The 26726-nt window shown below is 61.6% G+C and carries 16 protein-coding genes and 1 pseudogene; 6 read left to right on the top strand and 11 right to left on the bottom strand.

The features are described from left to right. Positions 1-181: 181 nt before the first annotated feature. Positions 182-397 (bottom strand): annotated as a pseudogene (locus RCF34_RS02950) (hypothetical protein); the annotation flags it as partial. A gap of 81 nt (positions 398-478) precedes the next feature. Next, positions 479-1225, bottom strand: a complete 747-nt coding sequence (locus RCF34_RS02945; RefSeq protein ID WP_308706827.1) for an SDR family oxidoreductase — start codon at positions 1223-1225, stop codon at positions 479-481. Between the two features lie 134 nt (positions 1226-1359). On the opposite strand from RCF34_RS02945, the gene RCF34_RS02940 reads away from it, so the two are divergent. After that, positions 1360-2256 (top strand): LysR family transcriptional regulator, encoded by an 897-nt coding sequence (locus tag RCF34_RS02940; protein ID WP_308707513.1) that lies wholly within the window; start codon positions 1360-1362, stop codon positions 2254-2256. 584 nt (positions 2257-2840) lie between these two features. Here the strand turns inward: RCF34_RS02940 and RCF34_RS02935 are convergent. Beyond that, a complete protein-coding gene (locus tag RCF34_RS02935; RefSeq protein WP_308706826.1) occupies positions 2841-3572 on the bottom strand; it encodes an RNA methyltransferase in 732 nt (243 codons plus the stop codon). Further along, a complete protein-coding gene (locus tag RCF34_RS02930) occupies positions 3572-5221 on the bottom strand; it encodes an NAD(P)/FAD-dependent oxidoreductase (RefSeq protein ID WP_308706825.1) in 1650 nt (549 codons plus the stop codon). Before RCF34_RS02930 ends, RCF34_RS02935 begins: the two co-directional genes overlap by 1 nt. A 245-nt stretch (positions 5222-5466) precedes the next feature. On the opposite strand from RCF34_RS02930, the gene rlmE reads away from it, so the two are divergent. The 5 genes from rlmE to RCF34_RS02905 all read left to right on the top strand — a co-directional run bounded on the left by rlmE (position 5467) and on the right by RCF34_RS02905 (position 11601). Continuing rightward, the gene (gene rlmE / locus RCF34_RS02925; RefSeq protein ID WP_308706824.1) at positions 5467-6087 is read left to right on the top strand and encodes a 23S rRNA (uridine(2552)-2'-O)-methyltransferase RlmE; all 621 of its coding nucleotides are present in this window, start codon (positions 5467-5469) and stop codon (positions 6085-6087) included. Between the two features lie 384 nt (positions 6088-6471). Beyond that, positions 6472-6930, top strand: coding sequence for a hypothetical protein (locus tag RCF34_RS02920; RefSeq protein WP_308706823.1), 459 nt, complete (start codon positions 6472-6474; stop codon positions 6928-6930). 322 nt (positions 6931-7252) lie between these two features. After that, the gene (locus RCF34_RS02915; RefSeq protein ID WP_308706822.1) at positions 7253-7447 is read left to right on the top strand and encodes a hypothetical protein; all 195 of its coding nucleotides are present in this window, start codon (positions 7253-7255) and stop codon (positions 7445-7447) included. A 1583-nt stretch (positions 7448-9030) separates the two neighbouring features. After that, on the top strand, positions 9031-9285 hold the full coding sequence (locus RCF34_RS02910; RefSeq protein ID WP_308706821.1) for a hypothetical protein: 255 nt from the start codon (positions 9031-9033) through the stop codon (positions 9283-9285). Between the two features lie 219 nt (positions 9286-9504). Further along, positions 9505-11601, top strand: a complete 2097-nt coding sequence (locus RCF34_RS02905) for an EAL domain-containing protein (RefSeq protein ID WP_308706820.1) — start codon at positions 9505-9507, stop codon at positions 11599-11601. A gap of 293 nt (positions 11602-11894) precedes the next feature. On the opposite strand, the gene RCF34_RS02900 is transcribed toward RCF34_RS02905, so the two are convergent. The 7 genes from RCF34_RS02900 to RCF34_RS02870 all read right to left on the bottom strand — a co-directional run bounded on the left by RCF34_RS02900 (position 11895) and on the right by RCF34_RS02870 (position 26717). Beyond that, positions 11895-12617 (bottom strand): Crp/Fnr family transcriptional regulator, encoded by a 723-nt coding sequence (locus tag RCF34_RS02900; RefSeq protein WP_308706819.1) that lies wholly within the window; start codon positions 12615-12617, stop codon positions 11895-11897. A 75-nt stretch (positions 12618-12692) separates the two neighbouring features. Then, positions 12693-12893 carry a hypothetical protein gene (locus tag RCF34_RS02895; RefSeq protein ID WP_308706818.1) on the bottom strand — a complete coding sequence of 67 codons (201 nt, stop codon included), beginning with the start codon at positions 12891-12893 and terminating at the stop codon, positions 12693-12695. Between the two features lie 242 nt (positions 12894-13135). Continuing rightward, the gene (locus RCF34_RS02890) at positions 13136-21700 is read right to left on the bottom strand and encodes a GH36-type glycosyl hydrolase domain-containing protein (protein ID WP_308706817.1); all 8565 of its coding nucleotides are present in this window, start codon (positions 21698-21700) and stop codon (positions 13136-13138) included. Between the two features lie 752 nt (positions 21701-22452). Continuing rightward, on the bottom strand, positions 22453-24111 hold the full coding sequence (locus RCF34_RS02885; RefSeq protein ID WP_308706816.1) for a methyl-accepting chemotaxis protein: 1659 nt from the start codon (positions 24109-24111) through the stop codon (positions 22453-22455). A 242-nt stretch (positions 24112-24353) separates the two neighbouring features. After that, the gene (locus RCF34_RS02880; protein ID WP_308706815.1) at positions 24354-24836 is read right to left on the bottom strand and encodes a DUF1993 family protein; all 483 of its coding nucleotides are present in this window, start codon (positions 24834-24836) and stop codon (positions 24354-24356) included. Between the two features lie 39 nt (positions 24837-24875). Then, on the bottom strand, positions 24876-25508 hold the full coding sequence (locus RCF34_RS02875) for a pyridoxamine 5'-phosphate oxidase family protein (RefSeq protein WP_308706814.1): 633 nt from the start codon (positions 25506-25508) through the stop codon (positions 24876-24878). A 354-nt stretch (positions 25509-25862) separates the two neighbouring features. Further along, the gene (locus tag RCF34_RS02870) at positions 25863-26717 is read right to left on the bottom strand and encodes an amidohydrolase family protein (protein ID WP_308706813.1); all 855 of its coding nucleotides are present in this window, start codon (positions 26715-26717) and stop codon (positions 25863-25865) included. Positions 26718-26726: the final 9 nt, after the last annotated feature.

Genomic DNA, 26726 nt, shown 5'->3' with positions numbered 1-26726 from the left:
TGGACCTTCGGACTGAGTGATTGCCTGGGACAGTGCGAATCCCATGGGCATCGAAGACGAAACTCGGCTATTCGGCTCGAGCTGGCCAACCCGTAGAACCTCAGCATGGCCATGGCGCGAGCGCGCACTGAGTCGTGTCGGGACAATCCTGGTGTTCGTGGCGTAGACGCCTGAATTAAAGCGGAGAGACGATAGCCACCTCGATCACCAGGCCGTAGCGGGTCTGCGGTTCCAAGCGCGGTCGCATGGCCATCTGGGCGCGCGACTCGATCTGGAACACGCTCAAGGTGTCGGCCCGGCCGATCAGGGCATAGGTCGGTTTGTCTTGCTGGGGGATGGTGGCAAGAATGAGCTGCGCACCTTGGTAGCCTTTCACCAGGTCGAGGCAGCGGCGCATTTGAATGCCCCCTGGTGTTCCGACACCTCCCGCTTCCAGGCAGGCAGCGGGAGGTACTGCCTGGAAGGCGAGCCCAGTTCGTTAAAGCGAGCGACCACCATCAACGATGATTTCCGTTCCTACCGTCCAACGAGACTCGTCCGACGCGAGGTACAGCACCGCCTTGGCTACTTCTTCTGGCGTGCCAAAACGGCCAAGTGGGATGGTCGCGGCGATATCCTCGTTGAGCTGCTCGCGGTAGGCATCGGGGATACCCAGCTTGTCGTACAGCGGGGTATCGATCGGACCAGGGCTGACCGCATTCACTCGAACACCACGCGGGAGAAGCTCGCTCGAGAGCGTTTTCGACATGTTCAGAAACGCAGCCTTCGTCGCCGCGTAAACGGATGAACGCGCGTCGCCCAAATGCGCACTGACGGAGGTATTGAGAACCACGGAGGCGGGATTGGAGAAGACCGGCAGCAGTGCTTGCAGGAGGAAGTAAGGGCCTTTGACGTTGATGTCAAACGAGCGGTCGAACATCTCCTCGTCCCAGTCTTCGACTGGCATCCAGACGGACACGCCAGCATTGAGGAAGGCAACGTCGAGCTGCCCGTAATGGGACTGGACGGTGTGAGCCAGTGCCTTCTGGGCGGTGACACTGGCGGAGTCGGCTCGTAGCACCGGAACCTCGCTGCCCAATACGGCTCGGGCGTTTGCAAGGGATTCAGGATTGACACCGGTAACGATTACCTGAGCGCCTTCTGCGAGGAATTGCTTCGCGGTCTCCAGACCGATGCCACTGGTGCCGCCAGTGATGAGCGTACGCTTGCCTTGTAAACGGGACATCTGGATCTCCTCTCATGGGTGAAGACCAGTCGGACGGCTGGCCTTCTGAGAGCGACTATGTATTCATGCAAAAGCGCTGATAAGATAGTCGAAGAGCATATGTCTCATGTAAAAGCTGCATGAAAGGACGGGTGATGGATCGGTTATTACTGATGAGCTGTTTCGTTCGCGCCGTCGAGACCGGCAGTTTTTCAGCTGCGGGACGTGATCTCGGACTTGGGCAACCGAACGTCAGCCGTTACGTCGCCGCACTCGAAGATCATCTGCAAACCAGGCTGCTTCACCGATCGACAAGAAAGCTGACGCTTACACCGGAAGGTGAGCGTTACTACGCAGATGCGCGGCGTATTTTGGACTCGGTAGAAGAGTCAGAGTCCTCTCTGAGAGGGAGCGTAGCACCGTCTGGGTTACTACGCGTCGCATGCCCGACGGCACTGGCGCACACCTTCATCGTGCCCCATGTGGCTAGCTTTCTGCAGCGCTATCCAGAAGTGTCGCTCGATCTCCAGATCAATGATCGCTACATCAATCTGGTCGACGAGGGAGTCGAACTCGCGATTCGCATCGGCCACTTAGAGGACAGCGCAATGCGCGCCCGTCCACTAGTGTGGTTCGAGCGCGTGTGTGTGGCCAGCCGTGAGTACTTGGATAAACGTGGCTCTCCCTCTTCGCCTGAGGACCTGAAGAAACACGACTGCCTTATTTATACTCTGCTATCAACCGGTACCAACTGGCGGTTCAAGGACATTGATGTCCCGGTCTCCGGCCGTCTGCGGGTCAATTCACCCGAGGCGATACGAGAGTACGTCAATGCCGGATTGGGAATCGCGCAAGGCCCTCAATGGCTCTATGAGGAAGGGCTGAGAAGCGGCAATCTTCAGTTGCTGCTTGCCGACTACATAGCACCACAGGTGCCGATTCAGGTCGTTTACCTGGCGAATCGGCTGCTGCCCAAGCGAGCCATCGTTTTCATGGACTTCATGGCCGATGTGTTTGCAAAAAGCCCTGAATTTCATGAACGCCCAAGGTAGCCTCGAGCTCATGACCCGCGTGCGAACGGATCACCGGAATCACCAAGGCCCCGTGTGGTTGGACCGGCTGCACGCTCACCACAGGCGCAATCGGCGGGTCCGAATAGGCATCGGAACGCAGCGTGTGAATCTCAAGCCGTGATTCACCGCGGGCACTAGTCTGAAGCGCCTCAATCAGTTTGCGATTGTTCTGTAATCCCATCCGGCTTTCTCCCGGCATACTTAGGTGGCGTGCCGGTGTTTGGCAGGCATTTCGATGGAAACGCGGGGCATAGGCCTAGCACGGCGTCCGGTACGGCCACAGCGTAGCGATGAGTTGCCTAGTCATCGTCGGTGTTTAGGACGGGCTGTCCGGGCACTGTGCCCCAGAGCCGCAGCCGGGGGATTTCCTTCGCCACTATGTTCAGACGGCCTAGTCGCAACACGGCCGCTCGGTGTCGAACCTGTCGTCCAGTCCTACTGTTGCAAGAACCACAACGGCGGAGCGGGTAACTAGGGCTATGAGTGCGGGCCTGATCGCTTGATGCCGGAGCGATGGCTGATTGCCTTTGCCGATAAGCCAAACGATCTGAAGGTACTGAACGCTACCGACTCAACTCATAGGCGCACATGTTCACCGTGGCTGCCAGATTCAGGGACTCGATGGCGCCCGAGCCGCGGATGGTGAAGGGCTGGGCGTTCAGGGCCGCGAGGTGCTCACGGGGGACGCCGCGGGCTTCGTTGCCGAACAGGTAGCAGTCGAAGGTTGCGAAAGCAGCGGACTGTACCGGCGTGCCCTGCATGTCCAGGCAGGCGAGGCGAGGGAAGCGCTGCTGCAGGCCGTCGAGTTCGACATCGAGTTCGAGCGGGGTGTGGAAGATGGCGCCCATGCTGGCGCGGACGACCTTGGGATTGTAGGGGTCGACGCTACCGGGGCTGAGCAGGCAGCGAAAACCACCGAACCAGGCCAGGGTGCGCAGGATGGTGCCCAGGTTGCCGGGGTCCTGGATCTCGTGCAGGTAGACGGCGCGCTCGCCCACGACGGCGGCCGGTACGGCCGGTAGGGGGGCGGGCATGGGTACCACGGCCAGGATGCCCTGCGGGGTCCTGGTGTCGGCAAGCTGCGCCATCTGGCGGTCGCTGATCGGGTGCGTCCGGAACGGACTCTGCCAGTGTTCGTAGGCGCCGGTCACATAGAGTTCGGCGCGCTGCAGCTGGGGATTCTCCAGCGCAGCCTTTTGCAGCTCCAGCGCCAGGTGCTCGCCCTCCACCAGGAAGTGACCGAATTCGGCGCGGTACTTCTTCTGGTGGAGCTTCTTGATGTCGTCGAGTTTCATCAGCCCGCGGCTCGAACCAGCGGGGCGGCCTGCGCGTTGCCTTCCGCGAGCATCGCCTTGGCCAGGGCCTCGGCGACCTTGATGCCGTCCACGCCGGCCGACAGGATGCCGCCGGCATAGCCGGCGCCTTCACCGGCCGGATACAGGCCGCGCAGGTTCAGGCTCTGCAGGCTGGCGTTGTCACGGGTGATGCGCACCGGCGAGGAGGTGCGGGTCTCGATCCCGGTCAGGATGGCGTCATGGCGGTCGAAGCCGCGGATCTGCTTGCCGAAGGCGGGCAGGGCTTCGCGGATGGCGTCGATGGCGTAGGCGGGCAGCGAGGGCGCCAGGTCGCCCAGGCGTACGCCGGGCTTGTAGGAGGGCTCGACTTCACCGAATTCGGTGGAGGGCACGCCACGAATGAAGTCGCCGACCAGTTGGCCCGGCGCGGAATAGTCGCTGCCGCCCAGTTCATAGGCGCGCGATTCCAGGCGCTCCTGCAGCTCGACGCCGGCCAGCGGATCGCCTGGGAAATCCTGCTCGGGATTGATGCCCACGACGATGCCGGAGTTGGCATTGCGTTCGTTGCGCGAGTACTGGCTCATGCCGTTGGTGACCACGCGGCCCGGCTCGGAGGTGGCGGCGACCACGGTGCCGCCCGGGCACATGCAGAAGCTGTAGACGGCGCGGCCGTTCTTGGCGTGATGGACCAGCTTGTAGTCGGCGGCGCCGAGTTCCGGGTGACCGGCGTACTTGCCCAGGCGGGCCTGGTCGATCATGCCCTGGGGGTGTTCGATGCGGAAGCCGATGGCGAAGGGCTTGGCTTCGATGTACACGCCCTGGCGGTGCAGCATGCGGAAGGTGTCGCGCGAGCTATGGCCCAGGGCGAGCACCACGTGGCGGCTGTGCAGGGTCTCGCCGCTGGCGAGCACCACGCCTTCGAGCTGGCCGTCGTCGATCAGCAGATCCGTCACCTTGCTCTCGAAGCGGACTTCACCGCCGAGGGCGATGATTTCCTCGCGCATGGCCGCGACCACGCCGGTCAGGCGGAAGGTGCCGATATGCGGCTTGCTGACGTAGAGGATCTCTTCCGGCGCGCCGGCGCGGACGAATTCGTGCATCACCTTGCGGGCATAGAACTTCGGATCCTTGATCTGGCTGTAGAGCTTGCCGTCGGAAAACAGCCCCGCCCCACCTTCGCCGAATTGCACGTTGGATTCGGGGCTCAGCACCTTCTTGCGCCAGAGGGCCCAGGTGTCCTTGGTGCGACTGCGCACCTCCTTCCCGCGCTCCAGCACGATGGGCTTGAAGCCCATCTGGGCGAGCAGCAGGGCGGCGAACAGGCCACAGGGACCGAAGCCCACTACCAGCGGGCGCTCCGTCAGATGCGCCGGGGCCTGGCCGACCGGGTAGTAGCCGGTGTCCGGTGCCGGGCGCACGTGCAGGTCATTGGCCAAGCGCGCCAGCACCGCCGCCTCGTCGCGCACCTCCAGGTCGATGATGTAGATGAACAGGATGACGCTGTTCTTCTTGCGCGCATCGTAGCTGCGCTTGAACACGGTGAAATCGAGCAGGTCGGCGTCGCTCAGCTTCAGGCGCTCGAGGATGGCCTGGCGCAATTCGGCGGGGGTGTGGTCAAGCGGCAGCTGCAGTTCGTTGAGGCGAATCATGACGATAATCCTGGCCGGTGACTCCGGCAAAGGAAGGGACGAGGAGGGGTAGGGCCGCGATTGTACCCGGCGGCCCCGGCGCTGTCAGGCCGGGACGATGGGCGCTCCTCTGGGCGGTCTGACGGTCGCTCAGGCGATCCCTGATTCGTCCGGTGGCGTTATCGGCTTATAATCGCCGCCACTTTGCGGCCGGCCAGACCTGGCGTGCGTCCGCTTCTCACCCGCTTTCCCGTGGTAGCTCCAACATGAAAAGATCCAAAAGCAGCCGTCGCTGGCTGGATGAACACGTCAACGACCCCTTCGTCAAACGCGCTCAGAAAGACGGCCTGCGCTCGCGCTCCAGCTACAAGCTGATCGAGCTCAACGAGAAGGACAAGCTGATCCGTCCCGGCATGCTGGTCATGGACCTGGGCTCGGCCCCGGGCGGCTGGTCGCAGGTGGCGGGTGGCATCGTCGGTGAGAAGGGCCGGGTGGTGGCGACCGACATCCTGCCGATGGGGGCCCTCGACAACGTCGATTTCGTCCAGGGCGACTTCACCGAGGACGCCGTCTTCCAGCAGATCCTCGGCATGCTCGAAGGCCGGCAGCCCGATCTGATCGTCTCCGACATCGCGCCCAACATCAGCGGCGTCGCGGCGGCCGACCAGGCGGCGGCGATGTACCTGGTGGAGCTGACCCTCGACATGGTGCGCCAGGTGCTCAAGCCAGGCGGCAACTACGTGGTCAAGGTCTTCCAGGGCGAAGGCTCCGACGAGTTCCTCAAGGATGTGCGCACCTCCTTCGAGAAGGTGTCGATCCGCAAGCCCGAAGCCTCGCGGCCACGTTCGCGGGAAGTCTATCTGGTCGGCAAGGGATTCAAGGGCTGAGTCGACCCCGGCCCCACGCGCTCGCCTGCGCGTCGATCCGGTCGATACCGCTCTCGCTGAGCCTGCCGCCGGCCGGGTCCATGGCGCGCATGCCGTCCGCGTAGGAGGTTGACCCAGCTGCGCTGCTAACCGATTTGTACGCTTTAGGCTGGCGAGTCATGAGCATCGCTACGACCTAGGTCCGTCCGCTTCAGTCCCGGTGCTCCGCTGAGCGGTCCGGGTTGGAAGGGGAGAAATCGAAGGATTTCGCTCGGAGGCGAAGCGAGACGTCAGTGCACGCCAGGGTCATGACGGCCACCGTGTGTTGAGACGGACGGTCGGGAACGATGCCTATCGGGTGCTATCAGACTGCCATCGAGGGTAGCTCTTTGAGGGACAGTCACTATGGATCGTGTCGTCGCACAGATCTCCCAGTCTCTGAGCTGGGATTATCTCATCGCACTGGAAAGCAGCCTCAACGCGCGTGGCGTTATGAACACGAAGATCCAGGCTGAGTTGGATCATCATGCGCTCAATCTAGCGCGTCGATACTTACTGAAAAAAGGCCGGCTTGGTGCGGGTCCCTTCTCGGCCGCGGAGGAAGAGATTCTCGATGTCCTCGCCGAAGCCGTAACGACGTTGCGGCGATCCGGGCGCTTACCGCATAACATTATCAAGAGCCTCTGCGCTGGCGGGCTCATTGCCGCGGTGCAGCGCAGCGTCTCCCATTCCGGCCTGCTTCGGTGCCGCACCGATTTCGAGTCCGATGCAGTGATGCGGGGTATTTTCGAAGCTATCGTGAATCGGCATCCGACAGCATTCAGTGCCGAAACCGTGGAACTGGCGTGTCTGCACGTGGCTTAGCCCGTACGCCGCCACCCGTGGCTGGATACTGGGTCGCATGGCGCCGGAACAGGATGTGCTCAGGTGCCCGGTTGTTGGCTGGCACACTGCGAGTAGGCGGTTAGTCACTATGAGGGTGATCGACCTAGACAAGCTCAGGCTTGGCAGTTCGTTGGGGACGATAACGCTCTGACGCCTGCGAGCCCTTACCTCGAGATCGCCAGGTCGAGCCCGGCGCAGGCGTTGGATCTCCCGGCTGATGGTCAATCCCGACGGGGCACTATCAACCGGTTCCCCTTCTCCAAAGGGACCGCGCAAGCCGCTGCCGCTAAAGGAGTCGAGCATGAATACTCACGCCCAAGCTCGCGCGGCGTCGCGCCGTCGTATCGATGCTTCCCGGGCACAGGTGAACGCCGCACTCGCCAAGGCGATGCGATTTCGTAAGCAACAGAAGAACCCGTTCTGGATCCTCTTACCCGTGATCGGCGGCATTGCCCTGACTGGCCTGACGGCGTGCTTGGCCCAGTTGCTGATTTGACCGATACCGTCGAGGCGGCGCTGGAGTAGGGGGCGTCGTGGGCATTCGATCTGCAGGAGTGCTGCAACCTCTGTATCCCCTCGGCCGCCTAGGTAGTGCCTGGCTCTTGCCAGGGCTCGCCGACGCGCGGGATCCGGACGCGAGGGCGTGTGCAGCGAGGCATCCGGTCGCCAGTCTCTGTCTTGCTTTAGACCGCTGGTAATAGTGGCCACTGAACGGCGAGCATCGTAATACTTCTGATGTGGGCGAATGTCGCTTGCAGGAGAACACAGATGGCTGATGAATCCAACACTCGGACAGACGCCGGAGCGCGGCCTGAAGATCTACGACCTACCCTGGAAGAAACGCAAGCCAGGCATGCTGAATTACGTTTAGAGAAGATGGCGAAACAGCGCCAACGAGAACGGTCGGACCGTTCGATAACAGCTGACAGGAACGACAAGTTGGTTCCCTAACGTGGCGAACTGAATCAGTCACTTCTTTACCGGTGATACGTCATTCGGCGTCGGTTTTTTATCGGTAATGAAGAGCCACCTTTCTTTACTGCTCATCCTGTCGATGCGCTAGTTGATTTTTCCGGGGAGTAGGCGTTTCACCGAGAGGCGTTGGTAGGCGTGCCAGGCGATTGAGCCAGTCCGTACTGGCATTTGGCTCTCACCGACGCTTCGGTCTCCCTGAATCCCCTCGCAGGACGTCGATTCATCGAGTTCAAGCACTACCACGGGTGGCGAGTCGGGCGGACTACGGCCGCCCGACTCTCAGCTGTTCACCGACGAGCCTTGCCGTGGGGCACATCCTTCTCATGGCTGTCGTAACGACCGGAGTCTGGTGATCGGATACCCAGGATCCAGACGCCGAACGCTGCATCAAAGTTTGCCGCTTGCGTCACTGATCGCAGGGAAATATGAGTAGCAGAAAATTCCCTTTTCTGCGCTTATAGAACAGCTCAAGATATATTGCGAGTACTGATCGCATGTCCTTGGGTGCAGAATTTTATTCTAGCGAGTCTGCAATAGGCGAGAAGGCGTGGGCATAACAGGTCCATGGCGTCGTTGTAATTTTATGGTCTGCCATGGGTGAAAAGGGATTCCCTGTTATCACCTGGGTTTTTCGGCGCGGTGTAATGGATCGGTGCTCATAGCCATGCTGCTCTTGATGGAGAGAGCAGGTTAATGGTTCAAATGGCCCCAGAAGGCGTGTGGCAGCCAGATATCCTTCACCTGGAATGCCTGGTGTGCTTTTATAATAATATGATTGGATGCAGGGCTGATCCTGTCTGCAAGCTTTAGCTTTTTCTGCCAATGATGCTGATCTGCAGTATTGCTGTAGATGCCGTTTTCTAGCCGTATTCGTTGCTGGGTAGTTGCGCTGCCATGAGTTAAATGTGAATGCCAATGCTTGCGCAGAATCTGTGGCGTTTCGTTATTTTTTGACTTTGCGCGGTGGCACGCGTCTAGGTTTTTGGGGGTGACATGCCGAAAGATTCAGCGTCTATAGAAGGCATATTGTATTTCTTGCTGATCGGCGTGGTCTTGCTGGTATTGTTGTCCAGTCTTGTTTTCGATTCTTGGTAGAGGACCGTCTTGGATGGCCTGCGTATCTCTCTGACGAGGCGAAAGTGGCTGGCCCTGCTGTTGGCAATGATCGAAGGCCCTCAGGGGACTGAGCGGTTTTGGAGTGTGCAGGGGATGCCTAAGCTGTTATTTCGTCTCGACGGTCTCCTGATGGCGGGGGTCCACTGTTTCGATAGCACGTTTTATAAAAATAAGACGATGGGCTGGTCGCCTGGTGGCAGTGTCTTTGATCGTTATGGAAAAATCGATTTTTTAAGCAAGTAGGCTGCAGGGTTCGAGTGGGTACTCCATGGGATGGTGCGCTTGACTCCGCACCAGGATGCGCGTGAGGCCCAGGATGTATTGCAAATTATGATGCTGGGTTTGGTTCGCTACGGTTGATGATCGTTATTTTATAGCTGGATCCGGTCGAACGCGCTACGTGATTGATGACGCCATCTTGTGATGGATGTATTAAAACAGGCTGGCCGGACAGAGGTGGTGATGGACGTCAATCTGATGATTGTTTCTACCAAGGCACGAGCTTCTGGATTCATGAAAAGCATTGGTTCCGCGTCTACTGTCTTTGGTGCCTCTCATTTCAATAGTATCGGTTCAGCGCTAGAGGCGCTCAAGGGTGAAGGGGGGGCAGATGTTATCGTCCTGGTATTGACAAGGAGCGTCCTGAAGCCCGCTAAGATCCTGGAACTCTTGAGTGTCGCCGCCAAAAAAAGCTCTCCCATTCCTGTCGTGCTTTTAGGGCCGGAGTCATTCCGCGCACGCCTAGACTTCGCCCTTCAAGAAGGCGCGCACATCCATATAGGTGATGAGTTTTCCCATCCTCGCCTCCTGATACAGGTGTTACAAGACGTCTGGACAGGTTCTGAAGGATACCGCGTACGCAATAGCGCTCTGTCGAGAGCAAGGATCACCCTGGATTCCATCAGTGACGGAGTCATAGGTACTGACGGTGCAGGAAAGGTTGAATATATCAATCCCGCCGCCGAGAAGCTGACGGGGTGGCCGAAAGAGCTGGCACAAGGGAAACCTGTCAGCGATGTCATGAAAGTCAAGCTTGATGGGGCATTTGGCGATATACCTCATCCGGTAGAACTGGCGCTGAGTAAGCGTGCACCTACAGGATTGAGTGCAGGCGCTGTCCTCCTGAGGCGTAACGGTGGAGCAATAGACATCGAGGACTCCACCGCGCCGATGATCGATGAAAAGGGGGCGGTAACGGGGGCAGTCATCGTATTCCATGATGTCTCGATGGAGCGCGCCATGAAAGCCAAGATGACTTATCTGGCGGAGCATGATCAATTGACCCATCTGCCCAATCGCCTGTTGTTCCGCGACAGGGCAGCACAATCATTGCGATCCGCCGTTAGGAACCATTCAAACGTCGCGATAATCTTTCTGGACTTGGATAACTTCAAGGGGATAAACGATTCCTTTGGGCACTCGGTAGGCGATAAGCTTCTGGTTTCGGTTGCTGCTCGACTATCGGGATGTGTGCGGGAAGAGGATACGGTAAGCCGGCAGGGAGGCGATGAGTTTTTAGTGTTGCTCGCAGGACTCAAGAGTCGCGAAGCTGCCGAAAAAGTCGCGAAAAAAATTATATCCAGTTGCAATGAGCCTCATTTTATAGATGACCAGGAAATTCATATTACGATCAGCATGGGTGTCGGGTTTTCTTCGCAAGAGCATGTCGATATAGATTCGCTCATTGCGCAGGCTGACACTGCTATGTATCGGACGAAACAGAACGGCCGAAACGGGTATACCTTCTTTAGCCATGAGATAGGCGCTCAGGCCCAGGAGCGGCAGAAAATCGAGGAGGGCCTACGTCAGTGTATCGATCTTGACGAGATCAGGCTTGTCTATCAGCCTAAGATCGATCTTTCGAACGGTGCGGTGGTGGGTGTCGAAGCGTTGATGAGATGGCGCAATGACGTTTTGGGAGACGTGGCGCCAAATAGTTTTATTCCCGTCGCTGAGGCGACGAGACTGGTGGTGGCGTTAGGTCGGTGGGCGATAAAGGAAGCCTGCACCCAAGTAGGACAATGGAAGTCGCTGGGTTTAGGTGAGATCAAGATCGCCGTCAATGTGTCGGCGCTGGAGTTGGAAGACGACTCCTACGCAGACTACGTTGCCACGGTGTTGCGGGATTGTGAGCTGGATCCGGGTCTGCTGCAGCTGGAGGTAACGGAGACGATTTTTATAAAGGATTTGAGCAAGTGCTTGATAAGGTTGGAGGTACTGAAAGAGGCAGGCGTCTTGCTTGCGCTCGATGACTTTGGTACCGGTTATTCGAGCTTTTCATACTTGACCCGTATGCCCTTTGATTTCTTGAAAATAGACAGGTCATTTGTTCACGATATCGAATTGGATAGCGGCAGGGTGGCGGTGGTCGGTGCCATGCTCTCAATGGCGAAAAGCCTAGGCCTCACGGTGATAGCTGAAGGCATAGAAACCTCTGCCGAAGCAGATTTTTTTATGAATAGCGGATGCGATCAGGCCCAAGGGTTTTTCTTCAGTAAACCCTTGGAGGCCATGGATATGTCCTATTTTCTTAGCCAGCAGCGCTTGTCTACAGCTTAGGTTCTGTACGAAAAGTCGCCGAGCGAAGGTTAGGCGAGGCGAAAAAGGCCGAGGAAGCGGATCGGACCCGCGCTCGGGTTTACGAGTGTTAAATGAGCATTCCGAAGCCTTTTTCAACGAAGCACCACCGAGCGCAGGCATCTTTCGTACAGACCCTAATCTCTCCAGAAATGCCCTGTGCATGATGCGCTGGGCCGTGGTTCTGGCTCGGACAGTCAGACTGGATGGGCGATGGGCTTTTTTGCCTACAGGCATGTTGACGATCCATCCACGCTGCAAGGTCTGTACATGTCCTAAATGCGTAGCGGCAGATATGACAGCAGGCGATCGGTTTCCTTTTTCACTACGGCATAGCATTCGCAACTCATCTGTTCGAGTTGCTTACGGTCGAGTACCGTGATGTGGCCGCGGCTGTATTCGATCACGCCCTGGCGCTGCAGTTTGCCCGCTGCCTCGGTGACCCCTTCGCGACGCACGCCGAGCATGTTGGCGATCAATTCCTGGGTCATGTTCAGCTGATCACCGGGCAGACGATCCAGCGACAATAACAGCCAACGACACAGCTGCTGGTCGATCGAATGGTGGCGGTTGCAGACAGCGGTCTGCGACATCTGGGTGATCAGTGCCTGGGTATATCGCAGCATCAGCACCAGCATGTCACCATGTCGATCGAATTCTTCCGTCAGGCGCTGGCCTGGCAGCCGATACGCATAGCCGCCGCTCTGTACCACGGCACGGCTAGGTGTGCTCTCTCCGCCCATGAACAGCGAGATGCCCACCAAGCCTTCATTACCCACCACGGCGATTTCCGCCGAGGCGCCGTTTTCCATCACGTTGAGCAGCGAAACGATCGAGTCGGTGGGGAAGTACACGTGGCGTACGGACTCACCAGATTCATAGAGCACCTGACCCAGCGCCAGATGGACGAGCTCCAGGTGCGAAGAGAGCCGTTGCTGGACGTCGTCAGGTAGAGCAGCCAACAAGCTATTGCGCTGCGGCTTGGAGTCTTCGGGCATGGCTTCTCTTCGACAGTGCGGTCGGATTGAGCCGTCACTATACGCCTGGCGTCCCCCGCGAATGCTCCCTTAGCGTCAGGTGCTGCTGGGAAGGCTCGCCGTATCGGCGATGTTGATCAGGTCCTGACCGCGGGCGTGTGCAGACTCGTAGCGAGCCAGCTCGCTGGGCGACGCCTCGAGGAAGGTGACGGTTGCGGAGTCCGCCGGCCTGACATCGCGCCTGGTGACCCGGATGATGTTGCCCGAACTTTTTGAAACGACGAAATAGGCGAGCATAACGACTTCCTCGTGGCGGTATGAGCGATGTTGCTGTGTGGCGCGCTCCTGGGCGTTCGCGAGTCAGGTCGCCGTGCTTGTGTCCGAGGACCAGCCGATCGTTCAGAGGGCCCCGCCCCGGTCGTGAACATCGGGGATGTCCTGCATGATTCGGCTTTTCGCCGGCCCTTCGTCGTCAAGTCCCGTCCCTTCGCCCCGCGCGTCCCTGCGAAGTGCCCGGAGCGCGCTGTCATTGCGCCGCTCTAGCTGTTCGGCCAGCGCACATCGACCTGATGCTCCAGGCCATCGTCGATCAAGCCGATGCTGTCGCCTTGCACCGTCATGCCGTCCATTTGCATGGTCGCCTGGGGCAGGTCGCCGCGGGAAAGCGCGATGCGGTAGAGGGTGGTGCCGAAACGGTAGTCCAGGCTGAAGGTCGCCCACTCCGCCGGCAGCACCGGGCGGATGCGCAACTGGCTGCCGCTGCGTTGCACGCCGAGTAGCGACTCGACGATCAGCTGATACATCCAGCCGGCCGAGCCGGTGTACCAGCTCCAGCCGCCCCGTCCCTCGTGGGGCGGCATGCCATAGACATCGGCAGCCACGACATAGGGCTCGACCTTGTAGGTGGCGGTCGCATCGTTCCCGTGGCCGACTGGATTGATCATCCGCAGTAGCTCCCATGCCCGGGCACTGTCCCCCAACTCGGCAAACGCCATGCCCGCCCATACCGCCGCATGGGTGTACTGCCCGCCGTTCTCGCGAACGCCGGGTACATAGCCCTTGATGTAGCCAGGATCGAGTACACCCTGGTCGAAGGGCGGGTCCAGCAGTTGCACCAGGCCGATATCACGACGCATGAGGTGCCGCTCCAGAGACGCCATGGCCACGCGTTGGCGCGGCTCCGGCGCCGCGCCCGACAGCACCGACCAGCTCTGCGCGATGGAATCGATGCGGCATTCATCATTGCCGGCCGAGCCCAGGGGCGTGCCATCGTCGAAGTAGGCGCGGCGATACCAGTCTCCATCCCACGCGTGCGCATCGAGGCTGAGGCGCAAGGTCTCGGCCTCTTCTTCGCAGCGCCTGGCAAAGGCGGCATCGTCATGGAGCAGGGCGGTGGTGGCGAAGCGGCGGAGCACGTCGTAGCCAAAGAAACCGAGCCAGACGCTTTCGCCCTTGCCCTCCTCGCCGACGCGGTTCATGCCATCGTTCCAGTCGCCGTCACCCATCAGCGGAAGGCCATGAGCGCCCCGCGTCAGGCTGTGCTCGATCGCCCTCACGCAATGCTGGTACAACGTCTCGCGTAAAGGGGAGTGGGTCGGCAGGTCGTAATAGGACTGTTCACCAGCGTTCAGCGCGCGTCCTTCCAGGTAGCCCACGGATTCCGAGAGTACGCCGGCATCACCCGTGACCTTGACGTAGCGGCTGGTCGCCCAGGCCAGCCAGAGATAGTCGTCGGAGCAGCGGGTACGCACACCGCGATCCAGGGGCGGGTGCCACCAATGTTGCACATCACCTTCGATGAATTGATGAGCGGCGCACAGCAGGAGGTGCCGACGAACCGCGGCCGGATCGGCATGCAGCATGGCCATGCTGTCCTGCAACTGGTCGCGGAAACCGAACGCCCCGCCGGATTGGTAATAGCCACTGCGGGCCCAGAAGCGGCAGGCGATCACCTGATACATCAGCCAGCCATTGACCAGTACGTCCACGGCCGGCTCCGGCGTAGTGATCTGCAGCTTGCCCAGCGTCTCGTGCCAGTGCTCGCGGACGCCTTGCAATTCCGCTTCTGCGCTGACGTTGCCCCGCATGCGCAGCACCAGATGCGATGCCGAGGCGGCATCCTGCGCCGCGCCGAGCCGGAAGGTGACGCTACGCTTCTCGCCAGGCGCCAGTTGCATATCCACCCGTAGGGCAGCGCAAGGATCGAGCCCTGGGCCGCTGCGCCCGGACAGGTGGGGCTGTGCCATCGCTGCCGGCGCCGCGAGGTGTCCGTTGCGGCCGATGAAGTCACAGCGGCCGGCGGTACTGCTGGCGATCGGCATATCGACATCGAAGAAGGCCACCCGGCCTGGGAACTCGATGGAGTAGCTGTTGCGTGCCAGGAGCGCGCCGCTGTTCGGGTCGGCCTCGCTGACCACGTGCATGCAGGATTTCTCGCGAAGGTCTCCGAGGACCCAGGCCACGTAGCCGGTGATCGACAGTCGCCGGGGTCGATCTGAAGTGTTATGGATTTTCAGGTGTGAGAACTTGACCGGATCCTGTAGCGATACGTAGACCCACAGTTCGCTGCGAATACCGTCTTCTTCGTGTTCGAACACGCTATAGCCAAAGCCGTGCCGGGTCACGTAGGTACCCTTGCCAGGGCGGGGCAGGGGCGTGGGCGACCAGTAGTGGCCGCTGTCTTCGTCGCGTAGGTAGAAGGTCTCGTCGCCTGGGTCGCTGACCGGATCATTGCGCCATGGGGTCAGGCGGAATTCGTGGGCATTTTCATACCAGGTGTAGGCGTTGCCACTTTCCGAAATCACGCTGCCGAAGTTGGGGTTTGCCAGCACGTTCACCCAGGGCGCTGGCGTGCGCTGTCCGGCATGCGAGTGAATGACGTATTCCTTGCCATCGGCGCTGAAGCCGCCATGGGGGTTGCCGAGGATCAGGGACGCATCGGCCAGCGGAGTCGCAGCGGTCGGAACGACGCTGGGCAATAGCTTGGCATCGAAAGCCGGTAGCCTCGGTTCCGCGCGGCGCCGGTGGACCTGTTCGGCGAGACTGCCGCGCTCGTCGCTGAGCACCAGGTGAGCGACCGCCAGCATCAGCACACGATCCTCATGGGAGAGCTGTTGCGCCGGCCGGACGAAGATGCCACCTGGCCGATCGATCAGGTGCGCCTCGCTGCCCGAGGTGACCAGCTCCATGATCGAATCCTGCAGTTCCTGACGATAACCCGCTTGGTCTTCGTTCCAGATCACCAGGTCGACACTGAGCCCTTTGTGTCGCCAGTAGGCGTGAGCCTGCACCAGCTTGCGCACCAGATCGATATGGATAGCCGTGGAAATCTGCAGCAGCACGATGGGTCGGTCGCCCGAGATCGCCTGGCCCCAGAGGCCGCTTTGATTGCGCTGATTGGCCGCGAGGATATTCGGTGCGGCCCGCAGTGAGGGGTTGGTATAGATGATGGACGCAGCCATCTGCTCGAACAGCCGCGCCTCGGCGTGGGAGGTGTTGAGCTGGCGCAGCAGCACCTGGCTGTGGGTCCAGCTCAGGTCGAAGACGCGATCAGCGAGGCGGCGGTCGCGGTATTTGTTGATCAGCTGGAGGCAACCCTCACGGTTGTCGCTCACGCCGGTCACCAGATCGATGGTGGCGATCTGGCCTGGGTCGAAGGTGATCCGGCAGCGGATGGCCACGATGGGATCGAGCACCGCGCCGGCGGTACCGGAAAGTGCCTCGGCATCCATGGCGGCAGGGTGCGTCAAGTTGCGCCCACGACCGATGAAGCGGGCTCGATCGGTTTCGTAGGAGATCGCCGCGATGTCCGCATCGTGGACCGCCAGCAGGTGACACAACCACGGCACCTTTTCATCACTGGAGCGTGGCCGCCGGCTACACAGGATGGCCTGCAGCGGGGTGAGCAGTTCGCTTTGCACGAACAGCTTGCTGAAGGCCGGGTGCAAGGCGTCGCTCAAGGCAGGGGCCAGGACCACTTCCGCGTAGCTGGTAAGCTCCAGGGTTCGGCGCCGTCCACTGCGATTGCTGATGTGGAGGCGCCGTAATTCGATGTCGTCTTCCGGCGAAACGACGATTTCGGTATGGACATCGAAATCACGTTCGCGGACCCGAAACTCGGCCCTGGCATCGGTGAAGATCGCCTCGAAGCCCTCCGTCCTGCGTAAGGTGGGCTGGTGCGCCGAGGACCAGAAATCGCCGCTGTCCACATCGCGGAGGTAACAGAAGGTGCCGGTGTTGTCGCAGGTGATGTCTTCCTGCCAGCGCGTGACGGCCAGGTTGTCGCGGCGGCTGTAGCCGCCGCCGGCATTACTGATCATCACATGGTAGCGGCCGTTGGAAAGCAACTGCACGGCCGGGTGCCGCCGGCAAGGATCGGTGTAGACCCGCAGCTTGTTTTCACTGGCGCGGGCGACCTGGCCTTCCAGCGCGGCATTGGCGGTGTGCAGGTACTGCGCGGCACTTCTAGGCGCCCGCTCCTGCAGCAGCAGGGACGTGGCCTGGAACTGCGGATTGGCTTCGAAGCGACGCTGCATGGGCCGCTCGAGCAAGACATGGGTCAGTGACAGCAGGCTCATGCCCTGGTGGTGCGCCATGAACGACTGGATGAGTCCGGCGTGCTGCCCTGGCGGGAGGCGGGCGCTGGTGAAGTCGATGGCTTCATACAGGCCATAGCGGCCAGCCATGCCCATGCCGGCCAGGCGCTGGAGATTCTTGCACGCGGCTTCTGGCGCTACCATCAGCGCCAACACCGAGGCATAGGGTGCCATCACCAGGTCTTCGCCCAGCCCGCGCTTGAGACCGAGCCCGGGCACGCCGAAGGCCCGGTACTGGTAGTTGAGTTGCGCATCCAGGGTGCTGTAGCCGGACTCGGATACGCCCCATGGCAGGCCCAGTTGCTGGCCGTATTCGATCTGTCTCGCCACGGCCGCGCGGCAGGTCTGGTCGAGCAGGGTGCCGGCATGGTTGGGCATGACCAGCATCGGCATCAGGTACTCGAACATCGAGCCGGTCCAGGACAGCAACACGGGATTGCCGCCGTTGCTCGTCAACAGCCGGCCGAGGGTGAACCAACTTTCCTGCGGCAGTTGTCCCTGCGCGATGGCCAGGAAACTGGTCAGACGTGCTTCCGACGCCAGGAGATCATAGTAGCCGCCGTCCAGGCGTTGTTCCTCGACGTTGTAGCCAATGGTCAGCAGCTCGCGTTGCGGGTTGTAGAGAAAGGTGAAGTCCATGTCGGCCAGGTCGGCAGTGAGATCCGCCAGGCGCAGCGCGGTGACGATGCGCTCCTTGGCCTGGGCGATCACCGCCCGTACCCGAGGCTGTTCGTCGATGGGCCACTGCGTGACCTCCAGCTGCGCCAGCTCATGCCAGCTGGCCGATGCCAGGGGGGAGCCGGGCAGGGTCAGGCTGGCCAACTCGCCGTGGAGATCCTCGCATTGAGCGAGCAATGCCAGACGCCAGTAGTCGGTGTCGGGAGCCACCCTCAGCGCGGGTTTCAGAGCCTCGGCCCAGGCGATCAGGCGCTGCAGGACGGCACCAATCTCGTGCAAACCTTCAAGCGTATGGGCGGCCGCCAATTCGCTGTACGCACCGGCGAGCAACTGCTCATCCAGCGCGCTCGCCTGTACTGCCTCTCGCAGCACGGCAAGGCAGTCCGCCAGGCCATTGCACCAGTCAGCGCTGAGCAGTGGCGCGTGGGGCAATTCATGAAGCCCGGAGCGCAGTGTCAGTAGCAGGCCAGCCAGATTGCCGCTGTCCACCGTGGACACGTAGCGCGGCGGCAGCGGTTGCAGGGTCTGGGTGTCGTACCAGTTGTAGAAGTGGCGGCGATGACGCTCCAGCCGCGACATGCTGGCCAGTGTCTTATCCAGTCGTGTGAGCAGGCGGCCCCCGCTCAGGTAGGCGAAGTCATGGGCCGCCAGGTGGGAGAGCAGCGCCATGCCCATGTTGGTCGGCGAGGTTCGGTGGGCGGTCACCGCCGTTGGCTGCTCCTGAATGTTGTCCGGAGGCAGCCAGTTATCGCCAGGGCCCACGTGATCGTCGAAGAAGGCCCAGGTCTTGCGCGTCAGGCCGCGCAGGAATTGCTGCTCCGCGGGAGAAGGCGTGAACACCGATGGGCCACTTGGCTGGCTCAACCGATAGGCGACGGCCGGTGCCAGCAGCCAGGCCAGCAGGAAAGGCGCGGCGATTGCCGATACCCAGGGGGCGTCACCCAGCAGCAAGGCGGCGGCCACGACGATGGCCAGCAGGGGCGCCACCCACATCAGCCGATACAGGCCCGGCAGGTCGTTGCGGCTGCTGCGCTCCACTTCGCGGGACGAATTCCATTGCAGGAGATGGCGGCGACTGATGGTCAGGCGCCACAGCGTGCGGCCGATGGCGTCCAGGCTGCTGAAGGCTTCGAAGGGTAGCCACACCAGGCTCAGCAGCGCCCGTGTGATCTGCTGGATGGCACTACGAAGGACCACCTTCAGGTGCTGACCGAGCTGGATGTCCGGGGCTTTGTGCAGCACCTCCAGCGAGGCGCTGATCAGGGGGTGGGTGATCACCAGCAGCAATACGCCAAGGCTCCACGCCAGTGCGTGAGCGCTGGCAAACCAACCCCATAGCAATACCCCGAGAAAGGCGGCTGGCTCCAGGCTACGACGCAGGTTGTCGATGATCTTCCAGTAGGCCAGGTGCGTCAGGTGATTCGGCTCCAGGCTACCGTCGGATTTCGGTGTCCAGGGCATCAGCCACGGCAGTAACTGCCAGTCTCCGCGTATCCAGCGATGACGGCGTTTGGCGTCGGCGCTGTAGCGCGCCGGATGCTCTTCATAGAGTTGTACATCACTGATCAGGCCGGAATGGGCATAACAGCCCTCGATCAGGTCGTGGCTGAGAATACGGTTTTCGGGAAAGCGGTCCTGCAGGGCATGTTCGAAGGCATCCACGGCATAGATCCCTTTGCCGATGAATGAGCCGTTGCCGAACAAGTCCTGGTAGACGTCGGAGACGGAGCGTGTGTAGGGGTCCACGCCAGCGTCGCTGCCGAACAGCTGAGCGTACGTGGAGCGAGCGATACTCGGCAGGCTGATGCCGACACGAGGTTGCAGAATCGCGTAGCCGCTCGTGATGCGTTTCTGGCGCCCATCGAAGCGCGGTTGGTTGAGCGGGTGGCAGATCGCACCCAGGAGCTGCCGCGCCACCTCGCGCGGCAGTTGGGTGTCGGTATCCAGCGTGATGACGTAGCTGATCCTCGGCAGAGCAGAGAGGTTGCCGACGACCAGGGAGAAGCGCCCAGCGCCATGCCCGCGTAGCAGCGCATTGAGGTCCGCTATCTTGCCGCGCTTGCGCTCGTGGCCTATCCAGCGCTGTTCGGTGGGATTCCAGCGCCGCGGGCGATGCAGCAGGAAGAACCGTGCCGCGCCGGTTTCCGGATACTTCAGGTTCAGGGCTTCGACCGCCTGGCTCGCGTAGTGCAGTATCGACGCGTCACTCTCGAGGACTTCGCTCTGGGCATCCATGAAATCGGTGAGCAAGGCGAAGTGCAGGTTGGCGTCCCGATTGGCGAGAAAGCGTACCTCCATGCCATCGATCAGTTCTTCCACGTCCTGAACGCTACCGATCAGCGTTGGCACCACGACCAGCGTGCGTGCCTCGGGGGGAATGCCGGCGCTGAGATCCAGGCGGGGCAGAATGTCCGGCAGCAGCGTCAGGGTCACCAGGCGGTTGACCAGCGCGATGGCCAGCTGGCTGGTCATTACCACGATCGGCCCGCCAAGCAGCAGTATCGTCCAGAGGCCCCATCCGTCCGCTCTCGACCAGCTGAAGAAAGGCCAGGCCAACAGCACGCTGAGCGCCATGACGGGCACGACGAAGAACGCCATGGGCGCGCCGCGCAGTATCCTGCGGCAGCGCTCCACCAGGGAGCGCCGGGCACCCAGCTGTATTTCCAGGATGGCCAGTCCCGCGCCCACCAGGTAGAAACCGACGTGCCTCTTCAGCGGATCCTGCTCGGCCGCGGCGTCGCAGAGACCGATGGCCGCCTGCGCGATGTCGATCTCGGAATGCGAGCAGCTGCGCGCCAGGCGCTCGATGGCGTGGCGGTAGTGATCGCGAGTGGCGAAATCCATGCGGCCGTAGATGTCAGCCGGGTCCTTGGCCAGCGCTTGTTCGACGCCGCTCATGCGCTCGACGAACTCGCGCCAGTCCACCGCCGATAGCAGCCGCAAGCTGCTGATGCTGTTGCTGATCGACACCTGCTCCGTGGCCTGCAGTTGGCCATCGAGATGAATAAGGCGTTCGACACTTTGGCCGGACTCCGCCAGGGCCTGTTCGACCCAGGTCATCGGCAGAACCAGTGAGGTACTCTGGCCCTGCAAACGTCGCGAGAGCTCCGCAACGAAGGCGCTGGTCATCGGCGGCGCAGAGCGTGCGAGGTCGGCCACCAGCAGGACTACGCTCTTGGCGTCGTGCTCGGCGGTGGAAATGAAACGGTCGGCCCAGTCGTTGGCGAGGTTACGATCGGTCCAGCTAGCCATCACCTGTGACGCGACACGCCGGAGATTTTCGATCAACGCCAGGCGCAACATGATGGGAATGGCCCACAACTCGCCCAGGGTCAGGGGCGTCACCGCCTGATAAGCGGTGACGAAACGGCTCAGATTATCGCTATCGACGCGGCCGTCGCCGTGGGAGATGGTTTCCAGCGCGATGTCATACACCCGTGGAAAGGTACGCGAGGGCCCGTCCTCCAGACCTGGCAGCTCACGGCAGTAACCTTTGGGTAGATGTTTCTGTGCGGTGCGTATCTGCTCTTCGACCAGATAGAAATTGTCCAGTAGCCACGCGGCCGCCGGGGTGGCACGTTGCTTGGATAGCGCCGCCACGGCCATGGCCTGGCAGCTGCTGGCCAGTACGGTGGCATTTTCAGCGAGTCGATGAAGCAGGGCATCCGAGGTGTTGTCGGGACTCAGGTGATGTTGTCGGGCCAGATGAGCGCCGTGGGTAGCCATCTGCTCCAAACTGAACAGCTCCGCGCGCAGGGCTGGTTCGTAGTGGAAGACGCGCGGTGCGGGATGCCACAACCGACGGATTGCTCGAAGCCATTGCCTATCCATGTTTTCCTTAGCATTCAGCGCGAAATGCAAACAGCGGCGCAGAGATGCCTTCCACGCAGGTGCCACGTGCACGACGTCTTGAGACGGTGCGCATCCAGTGTGGAAGTCTATGGAGGGTGGCGTCTGTCTGCTGGCACACATAGCGTTGGGCCGTGATGGCGGTGAGGCGGTGCCAATCCAGTAGTCACCGCGAACCCCGTGGAATTGAATGACCTGACGAAGCCCGCCATCGCCTGCTGCCAGTTCCCGCCTGCTCCCGCCGCGCTCCTACGGTGACCGCGATTTCATTCAGCACAGGCTGTAGTCGCCGGCGCTGATCGGTGGATCCTTTCTGGATCGGTTCGCCCTGCCAGGCACCGCGCGAAGAAAGGACATCATTACGGCCACCGGTTTCACCGAGGTCGGTTGCCTTGCCCGCAAGAAGAGATGAACATGCCCCCGGCTCGACGTTGGCGCCGTCCTTGCTGCTCCAGCACTTCGCAGACAGCGCCCACGATGCTGCTGGAGCCCTGGGACGTGGATGTCCCCCATTACGCTACTACGGTCGCGGTAGGTCTCTTTCAGGTGATAGAAAAGGCGCACGTCGGACCTATCAGCGGTACCGCAGGGATGTTCATATTGGTAACGCCGCCGAGCGTAGGCGGCAGCATGAACGCCCCGTCACCGCGGCTCACTCCCTAATCTCCCGCGCAGCCAGTGTTCACGCCTCAGGGTTCTTCCCGAGCGGAAACGTCAGGAAGGGCGGGTTAGCATCAGACGTGCTCTTCGAAACGAGCGAAGCCGGCCGGCACGCCGCCGTGCGAGGCGCGATGGGCGCCATCGGCCAACGAGGTCATCTGCTTCGCCCGGTTCGTACCTGACCGATTGGGCGTGGCGCGTGCCTTGTGCTCCACAGCCGAAACGCCGCTCAGGGTAAAGAACTCCATGAGTTGCTGGAGCTGCTCGGCCTGGCTGCTCATTTCTTCCGCGGTGGCAGCCAGCTCTTCTGACGCCGAGGCGTTCTGCTGGGTGACCTGACTCAGTTGCAACATGGCGCTGTTGATCTGTTCGACGCCGGAGGTCTGCTCTTCGGACGCCGCGGTAATCTCCTGTACCAGATCGGAGGTCTTGCTGATGGAGGGGACCATCTCGTCCAGCAGCGAGCCGGCACGCTCGGCCAGGGCCACGCTGCCCTGGGCGACATTGCTGATCTCCTGGGCAGCGACCTGGCTGCGTTCCGCCAGCTTGCGTACCTCGGAAGCCACCACCGCAAAGCCCTTACCGTGTTCGCCAGCCCGCGCGGCCTCGATGGCGGCGTTGAGGGCCAGCAGGTTGGTCTGGTAGGCGATGTCGTCGATGATGCCGATCTTGGCGGCGATGGTCTTCATGGCCACCAGGGTGTCCCTGACGGCCTGGCCGCCTTCGTTCGCCTCGCGGTTGGCCTTGCCAGCCATGCCGTCGGTGACCTTGGCGTTCTCGGTGTTCTGCGCGATGGAGGCCGACATCTGCTCGACGCTGGCACTGGTCTCCTCGACCGAGGCGGCCTGTTCGGTGCTGGCCTGGCTGATGCTCTGGGCGGTGGCGGAGATCTCCTCCGAGGCGCTGGCCAGGCCATCGGAGGCGCTGCGGACATCGCTGATGATCTGCGACAGGCGCTGGTTCATGCCGTCCATGGCGCGCAGCAGGGCGGCGGTCTCGTCCCGGCCTTCGGCGTCGATGCGCTGGGTGAGGTCCCCGGCAGCCAGGCGATCGGCGATCGCGACGGCCGCGCGCAGGGGGCGGGTGATGCTGCGACTCATCAGGAAACCGAGCAGGATGCCAAAGGCCACGCCCACCGCGATGATGCCGATCAGCATGATCCGGCTACGGGCATAGATCTGGTCGGTGAGGTCGTTGGCGTCGCTGGCGTTCTGCTCCTTACGCTTGGACAGCTCGGTCATCAGCATGCCTACCTGGTCGCCATAACGGCGGACACTGACCAGTTGAGTGTCCAGCTCAGGATCGGCGTCACGCAGCGTCCGCTTGCCCGCGATCGCCATGGCCTGGTCCAGCTGGGAGGTATAGCTGCCGAGCAGCTCGTCGATCTGCCGGAAATTGGCGGCCGATGCTTCGCTGCTGAAGAGGGGGCGGGCCTTGGCAAGATTGTCCCGTACGTTGGCGAGGCCCAGCTTGACCTCGGCCTGGGCACGAGTGCGATCCTCTTCGGAAGTCGCCAGCAGGTAATTGCTGCGCGCACGACCGATGAAGACCAGATTCAGGTTGGCCTCCTTGATATAGGAAAGCCCGAGCAACTCGTTCTGATAAAGCTGGGTCGCCAGATCATTGATCTGACTGCTGTTGCTCAGGCCCGCCAATCCCACCACCAGGCTGATGGACGCCACGGCAATGAAGGACACGATAAGGCGGGTGCCAATCCGAAAATTCTTGAACATCTGAAAGCTCCTCGGGAAAGACTAGTGTTCGCGACTAGCCAGGACTGACGGCGGAATAGTGACGTCAATGGTCAGGCTTTCGGATCTGTCTTAACTAAGTTTATAGTGGCCTAATGCCGCTTCGATGAATTGCTGGAACTTAGCGAAATAACGCTGAACTGGCCCGATAAAGATTTTTGCGATATCTATAAGGCGTTTGGAAGGGGTCGAGAACGGATGGGTGGGCCCGTCTCCAGCGAGCCTTAAAGGCAGTCGGGGCGCGGGATAAGGGTTGGGCGGGCGGGCATTGCCTTATCAAGAGAGGTTATCCGGTGTCCGTGTTCAATAATAGAAAGTGGCCAGTTCGACGGTTCCAATATGGATCGATATAGGCACTTTTTTCTGTACGGGATAACTAGCGTTGAAGCCGGTTGAAGTTCGAGTGCCTGGCAACAGTCTGCAGGCGCTTCGAGCGCTATTCGCGCAAAAGTCCACGGCAATGGGCTAGATTGAATACTCACGCGGCCTTCGTTGAGCAAGTCTGTCAGTTCGGGCGGAAAGGCCTGGCCGTGCAGTCGCAACATCCCTTCCCGGGCCTGAACGCAGGCGAAGCGGATCTGGGTGGCGAGCGGGAACATATCGGGCGCCAGGCGGGCGACCAGCAGCGCCTCGGCCTTGCCGAGCCAGGCCGACAGGGCGCCGAGCAGACTCGTGTAGGGGGGAACGAGGATATCCGTGAAGGTCATGGCAGGTCGTTGCTGGCTCTGGAAGCGGGGCGGGCCGGCCTAGTAGAGCGTGTTGGCGATCCGCTGCGGCAGGGCCTGGTCGTAGGCATCGCCGTCTATCTGGGTAGGACATAGCTGCTTGAGGATCGACCCGGGAGAGGGCAGCGCACTGCGCGGCAGGTGCCTGGCGGCATCCCACAAGCCGGCCCTGATCACCGCGCGGCTGCACTGGAAGTAGACACTGCTGACTGTGATCTCCAGTACCGTCCGCGGGCGCTGGCCTTTGACCTCGAAGCGCGCCAGCAGCGCGGGATCGACCGCTATACGGGCGGTGCCATTGATCCGTAGCGTCTCGCCAATGCCGGGAATCAGGAACAGCAGCGCTACCTGGGGATCCTGGAGGACGTTGCGCAGCGTATCCAGGCGATTGTTGCCCCGGCGGTCCGGCAGGTAGAGGGTCTTGGCATCTTGGACATGGACGAAGCCCGGCGCATCGCCGCGCGGCGAGGCATCCAGGCCCTGGGGCCCTGAGGAAGCCAGTACCACGAAGGACGCGGCTTCGATGAAGGGCTGGTAAGCGAGGTGGATATGGTCAACCGCCTTGAGGATCGACGGCGCCGCGACCTCGCCGTAGAGGCTTTCCAGCGTCTCCAGCGAGGTGATGTAGTCCTGCTCCTGATTGTCCTGCTCCATGGGTGACTCCTGGTTTGTTGTGCTCTGCGCGCCTTCGCTTACGCGCGAGGTGTTCCGGTGGTCGTCGTTCGCGGCCGGTGAGGGCTCGCTCAACTGTAGTCGAAACACGCGAAGAGAACCCGGTCCGAGCACGGGCTCCCGCCTGGGGCGCCTGGCCGACGACATCTGCCGGTCGCAGGAATTGTCCGGTGGGCTAGTACCACGCGTGGGAGGGCATGGCGGTGGGGGCGTCGGAGGGGCCGTAACGTCCGCCAGGCAGCTGACAGCGGCCATCAGGGGGTATGAAGAGGTAGGCAAGGCGCCTGAGGACGCCGACCTTCCAGCTGCACCAGGTTTGCAGAGGCTGAATCCTGACTAGCGCGCCGAGTCACCAATCCTGAACAGCCGAGCGGGATTTTCCACCAGGACCTGCTGGCGATAGTGGTGAGGCAACCAACGCGGCATTGCCTCGTATTCCTGGCGGAAATCGGTCTGGCGCTCATGCTGGGTATGGGGCCAATCGCTGCCCCAGACGAAGCTGTCCGGGCCAAAGGCGGCCAGCAGGCATTCGGCGGTGGCCTGGGCGCGCTGCTCGATCAATGCGGCCGGGCTGTCTTTCAGCGCGTTGCGGTAGGGCGCCGAGAGCTTGAACCACAGTGCGCCACCCCGGACGGCCCAACGGCAGAGTTCCGTGATGGCGGGGTCGCGGTCGCCCAGCTCCGAATCGGGACGCCCGAAGTGATCGACCACCACCGTCACCCCGGCCGCCAACGCCGGGTCCAAGAGCGCGGGCAGCTCACCGGCATGTCGATGCAGTTCCAGATGCAGCCCCAGCTGTTCCAGGCGCTGCAGGAAGGATTGCCACCGTGGCGCGGCAAGGTCGGGCTGGACTTGCCCCATGAGATTGAGCCGCACACCGCGGACACCCTGGCCGGCCAGTGCCGCCAGCGCCTCGGCGGAGACCTCGGGTTCGACCACGACCACGCCCCGCAAGCGCCGGGGCGCCTTGTCCAGGCAGTCGAGTAGCAGGCTGTTATCGGTACCGAGAAAGCTCGGTTGCACCAAGATGCCGTGGGACAGTCCCACCTCGTCCAGGTGTGCCAGATAGCGGCTCAGGGGCGCGTCGTAGTCGGGGCTGTAGCGGCGCTCAGCCGCCAGCGTCTGGCCACGATGGAAGACATGGGCGTGGCTGTCGACGCCGGTGATGGGAGCAATTTCCGAACGGATCATGGCAACTCT

This window comes from Pseudomonas sp. 102515, from assembly GCF_031085165.1.
In the GTDB taxonomy this organism is placed as follows: domain Bacteria; phylum Pseudomonadota; class Gammaproteobacteria; order Pseudomonadales; family Pseudomonadaceae; genus Chryseomonas.
Note: the sequence above shows the minus strand (reverse complement) of the source record. Positions and strands in the feature narration are given on the sequence as shown.

What these genes read in the sequence shown, in the direction of transcription:
- RCF34_RS02945 (WP_308706827.1), bottom strand. Translation starts at nt 1,225, where the DNA reads ATGTCCCGTTTACAAGGCAAGCGTACGCTCATCACTGGCGGCACCAGT.
- RCF34_RS02940 (WP_308707513.1), top strand. Translation starts at nt 1,360, where the DNA reads ATGGATCGGTTATTACTGATGAGCTGTTTCGTTCGCGCCGTCGAGACC.
- RCF34_RS02935 (WP_308706826.1), bottom strand. Translation starts at nt 3,572, where the DNA reads ATGAAACTCGACGACATCAAGAAGCTCCACCAGAAGAAGTACCGCGCC.
- RCF34_RS02930 (WP_308706825.1), bottom strand. Translation starts at nt 5,221, where the DNA reads ATGATTCGCCTCAACGAACTGCAGCTGCCGCTTGACCACACCCCCGCC.
- rlmE (WP_308706824.1), top strand. Translation starts at nt 5,467, where the DNA reads ATGAAAAGATCCAAAAGCAGCCGTCGCTGGCTGGATGAACACGTCAAC.
- RCF34_RS02920 (WP_308706823.1), top strand. Translation starts at nt 6,472, where the DNA reads ATGGATCGTGTCGTCGCACAGATCTCCCAGTCTCTGAGCTGGGATTAT.
- RCF34_RS02915 (WP_308706822.1), top strand. Translation starts at nt 7,253, where the DNA reads ATGAATACTCACGCCCAAGCTCGCGCGGCGTCGCGCCGTCGTATCGAT.
- RCF34_RS02905 (WP_308706820.1), top strand. Translation starts at nt 9,505, where the DNA reads ATGGACGTCAATCTGATGATTGTTTCTACCAAGGCACGAGCTTCTGGA.
- RCF34_RS02900 (WP_308706819.1), bottom strand. Translation starts at nt 12,617, where the DNA reads ATGCCCGAAGACTCCAAGCCGCAGCGCAATAGCTTGTTGGCTGCTCTA.
- RCF34_RS02895 (WP_308706818.1), bottom strand. Translation starts at nt 12,893, where the DNA reads ATGCTCGCCTATTTCGTCGTTTCAAAAAGTTCGGGCAACATCATCCGG.
- RCF34_RS02890 (WP_308706817.1), bottom strand. Translation starts at nt 21,700, where the DNA reads ATGGATAGGCAATGGCTTCGAGCAATCCGTCGGTTGTGGCATCCCGCA.
- RCF34_RS02885 (WP_308706816.1), bottom strand. Translation starts at nt 24,111, where the DNA reads ATGTTCAAGAATTTTCGGATTGGCACCCGCCTTATCGTGTCCTTCATT.
- RCF34_RS02880 (WP_308706815.1), bottom strand. Translation starts at nt 24,836, where the DNA reads ATGACCTTCACGGATATCCTCGTTCCCCCCTACACGAGTCTGCTCGGC.
- RCF34_RS02875 (WP_308706814.1), bottom strand. Translation starts at nt 25,508, where the DNA reads ATGGAGCAGGACAATCAGGAGCAGGACTACATCACCTCGCTGGAGACG.
- RCF34_RS02870 (WP_308706813.1), bottom strand. Translation starts at nt 26,717, where the DNA reads ATGATCCGTTCGGAAATTGCTCCCATCACCGGCGTCGACAGCCACGCC.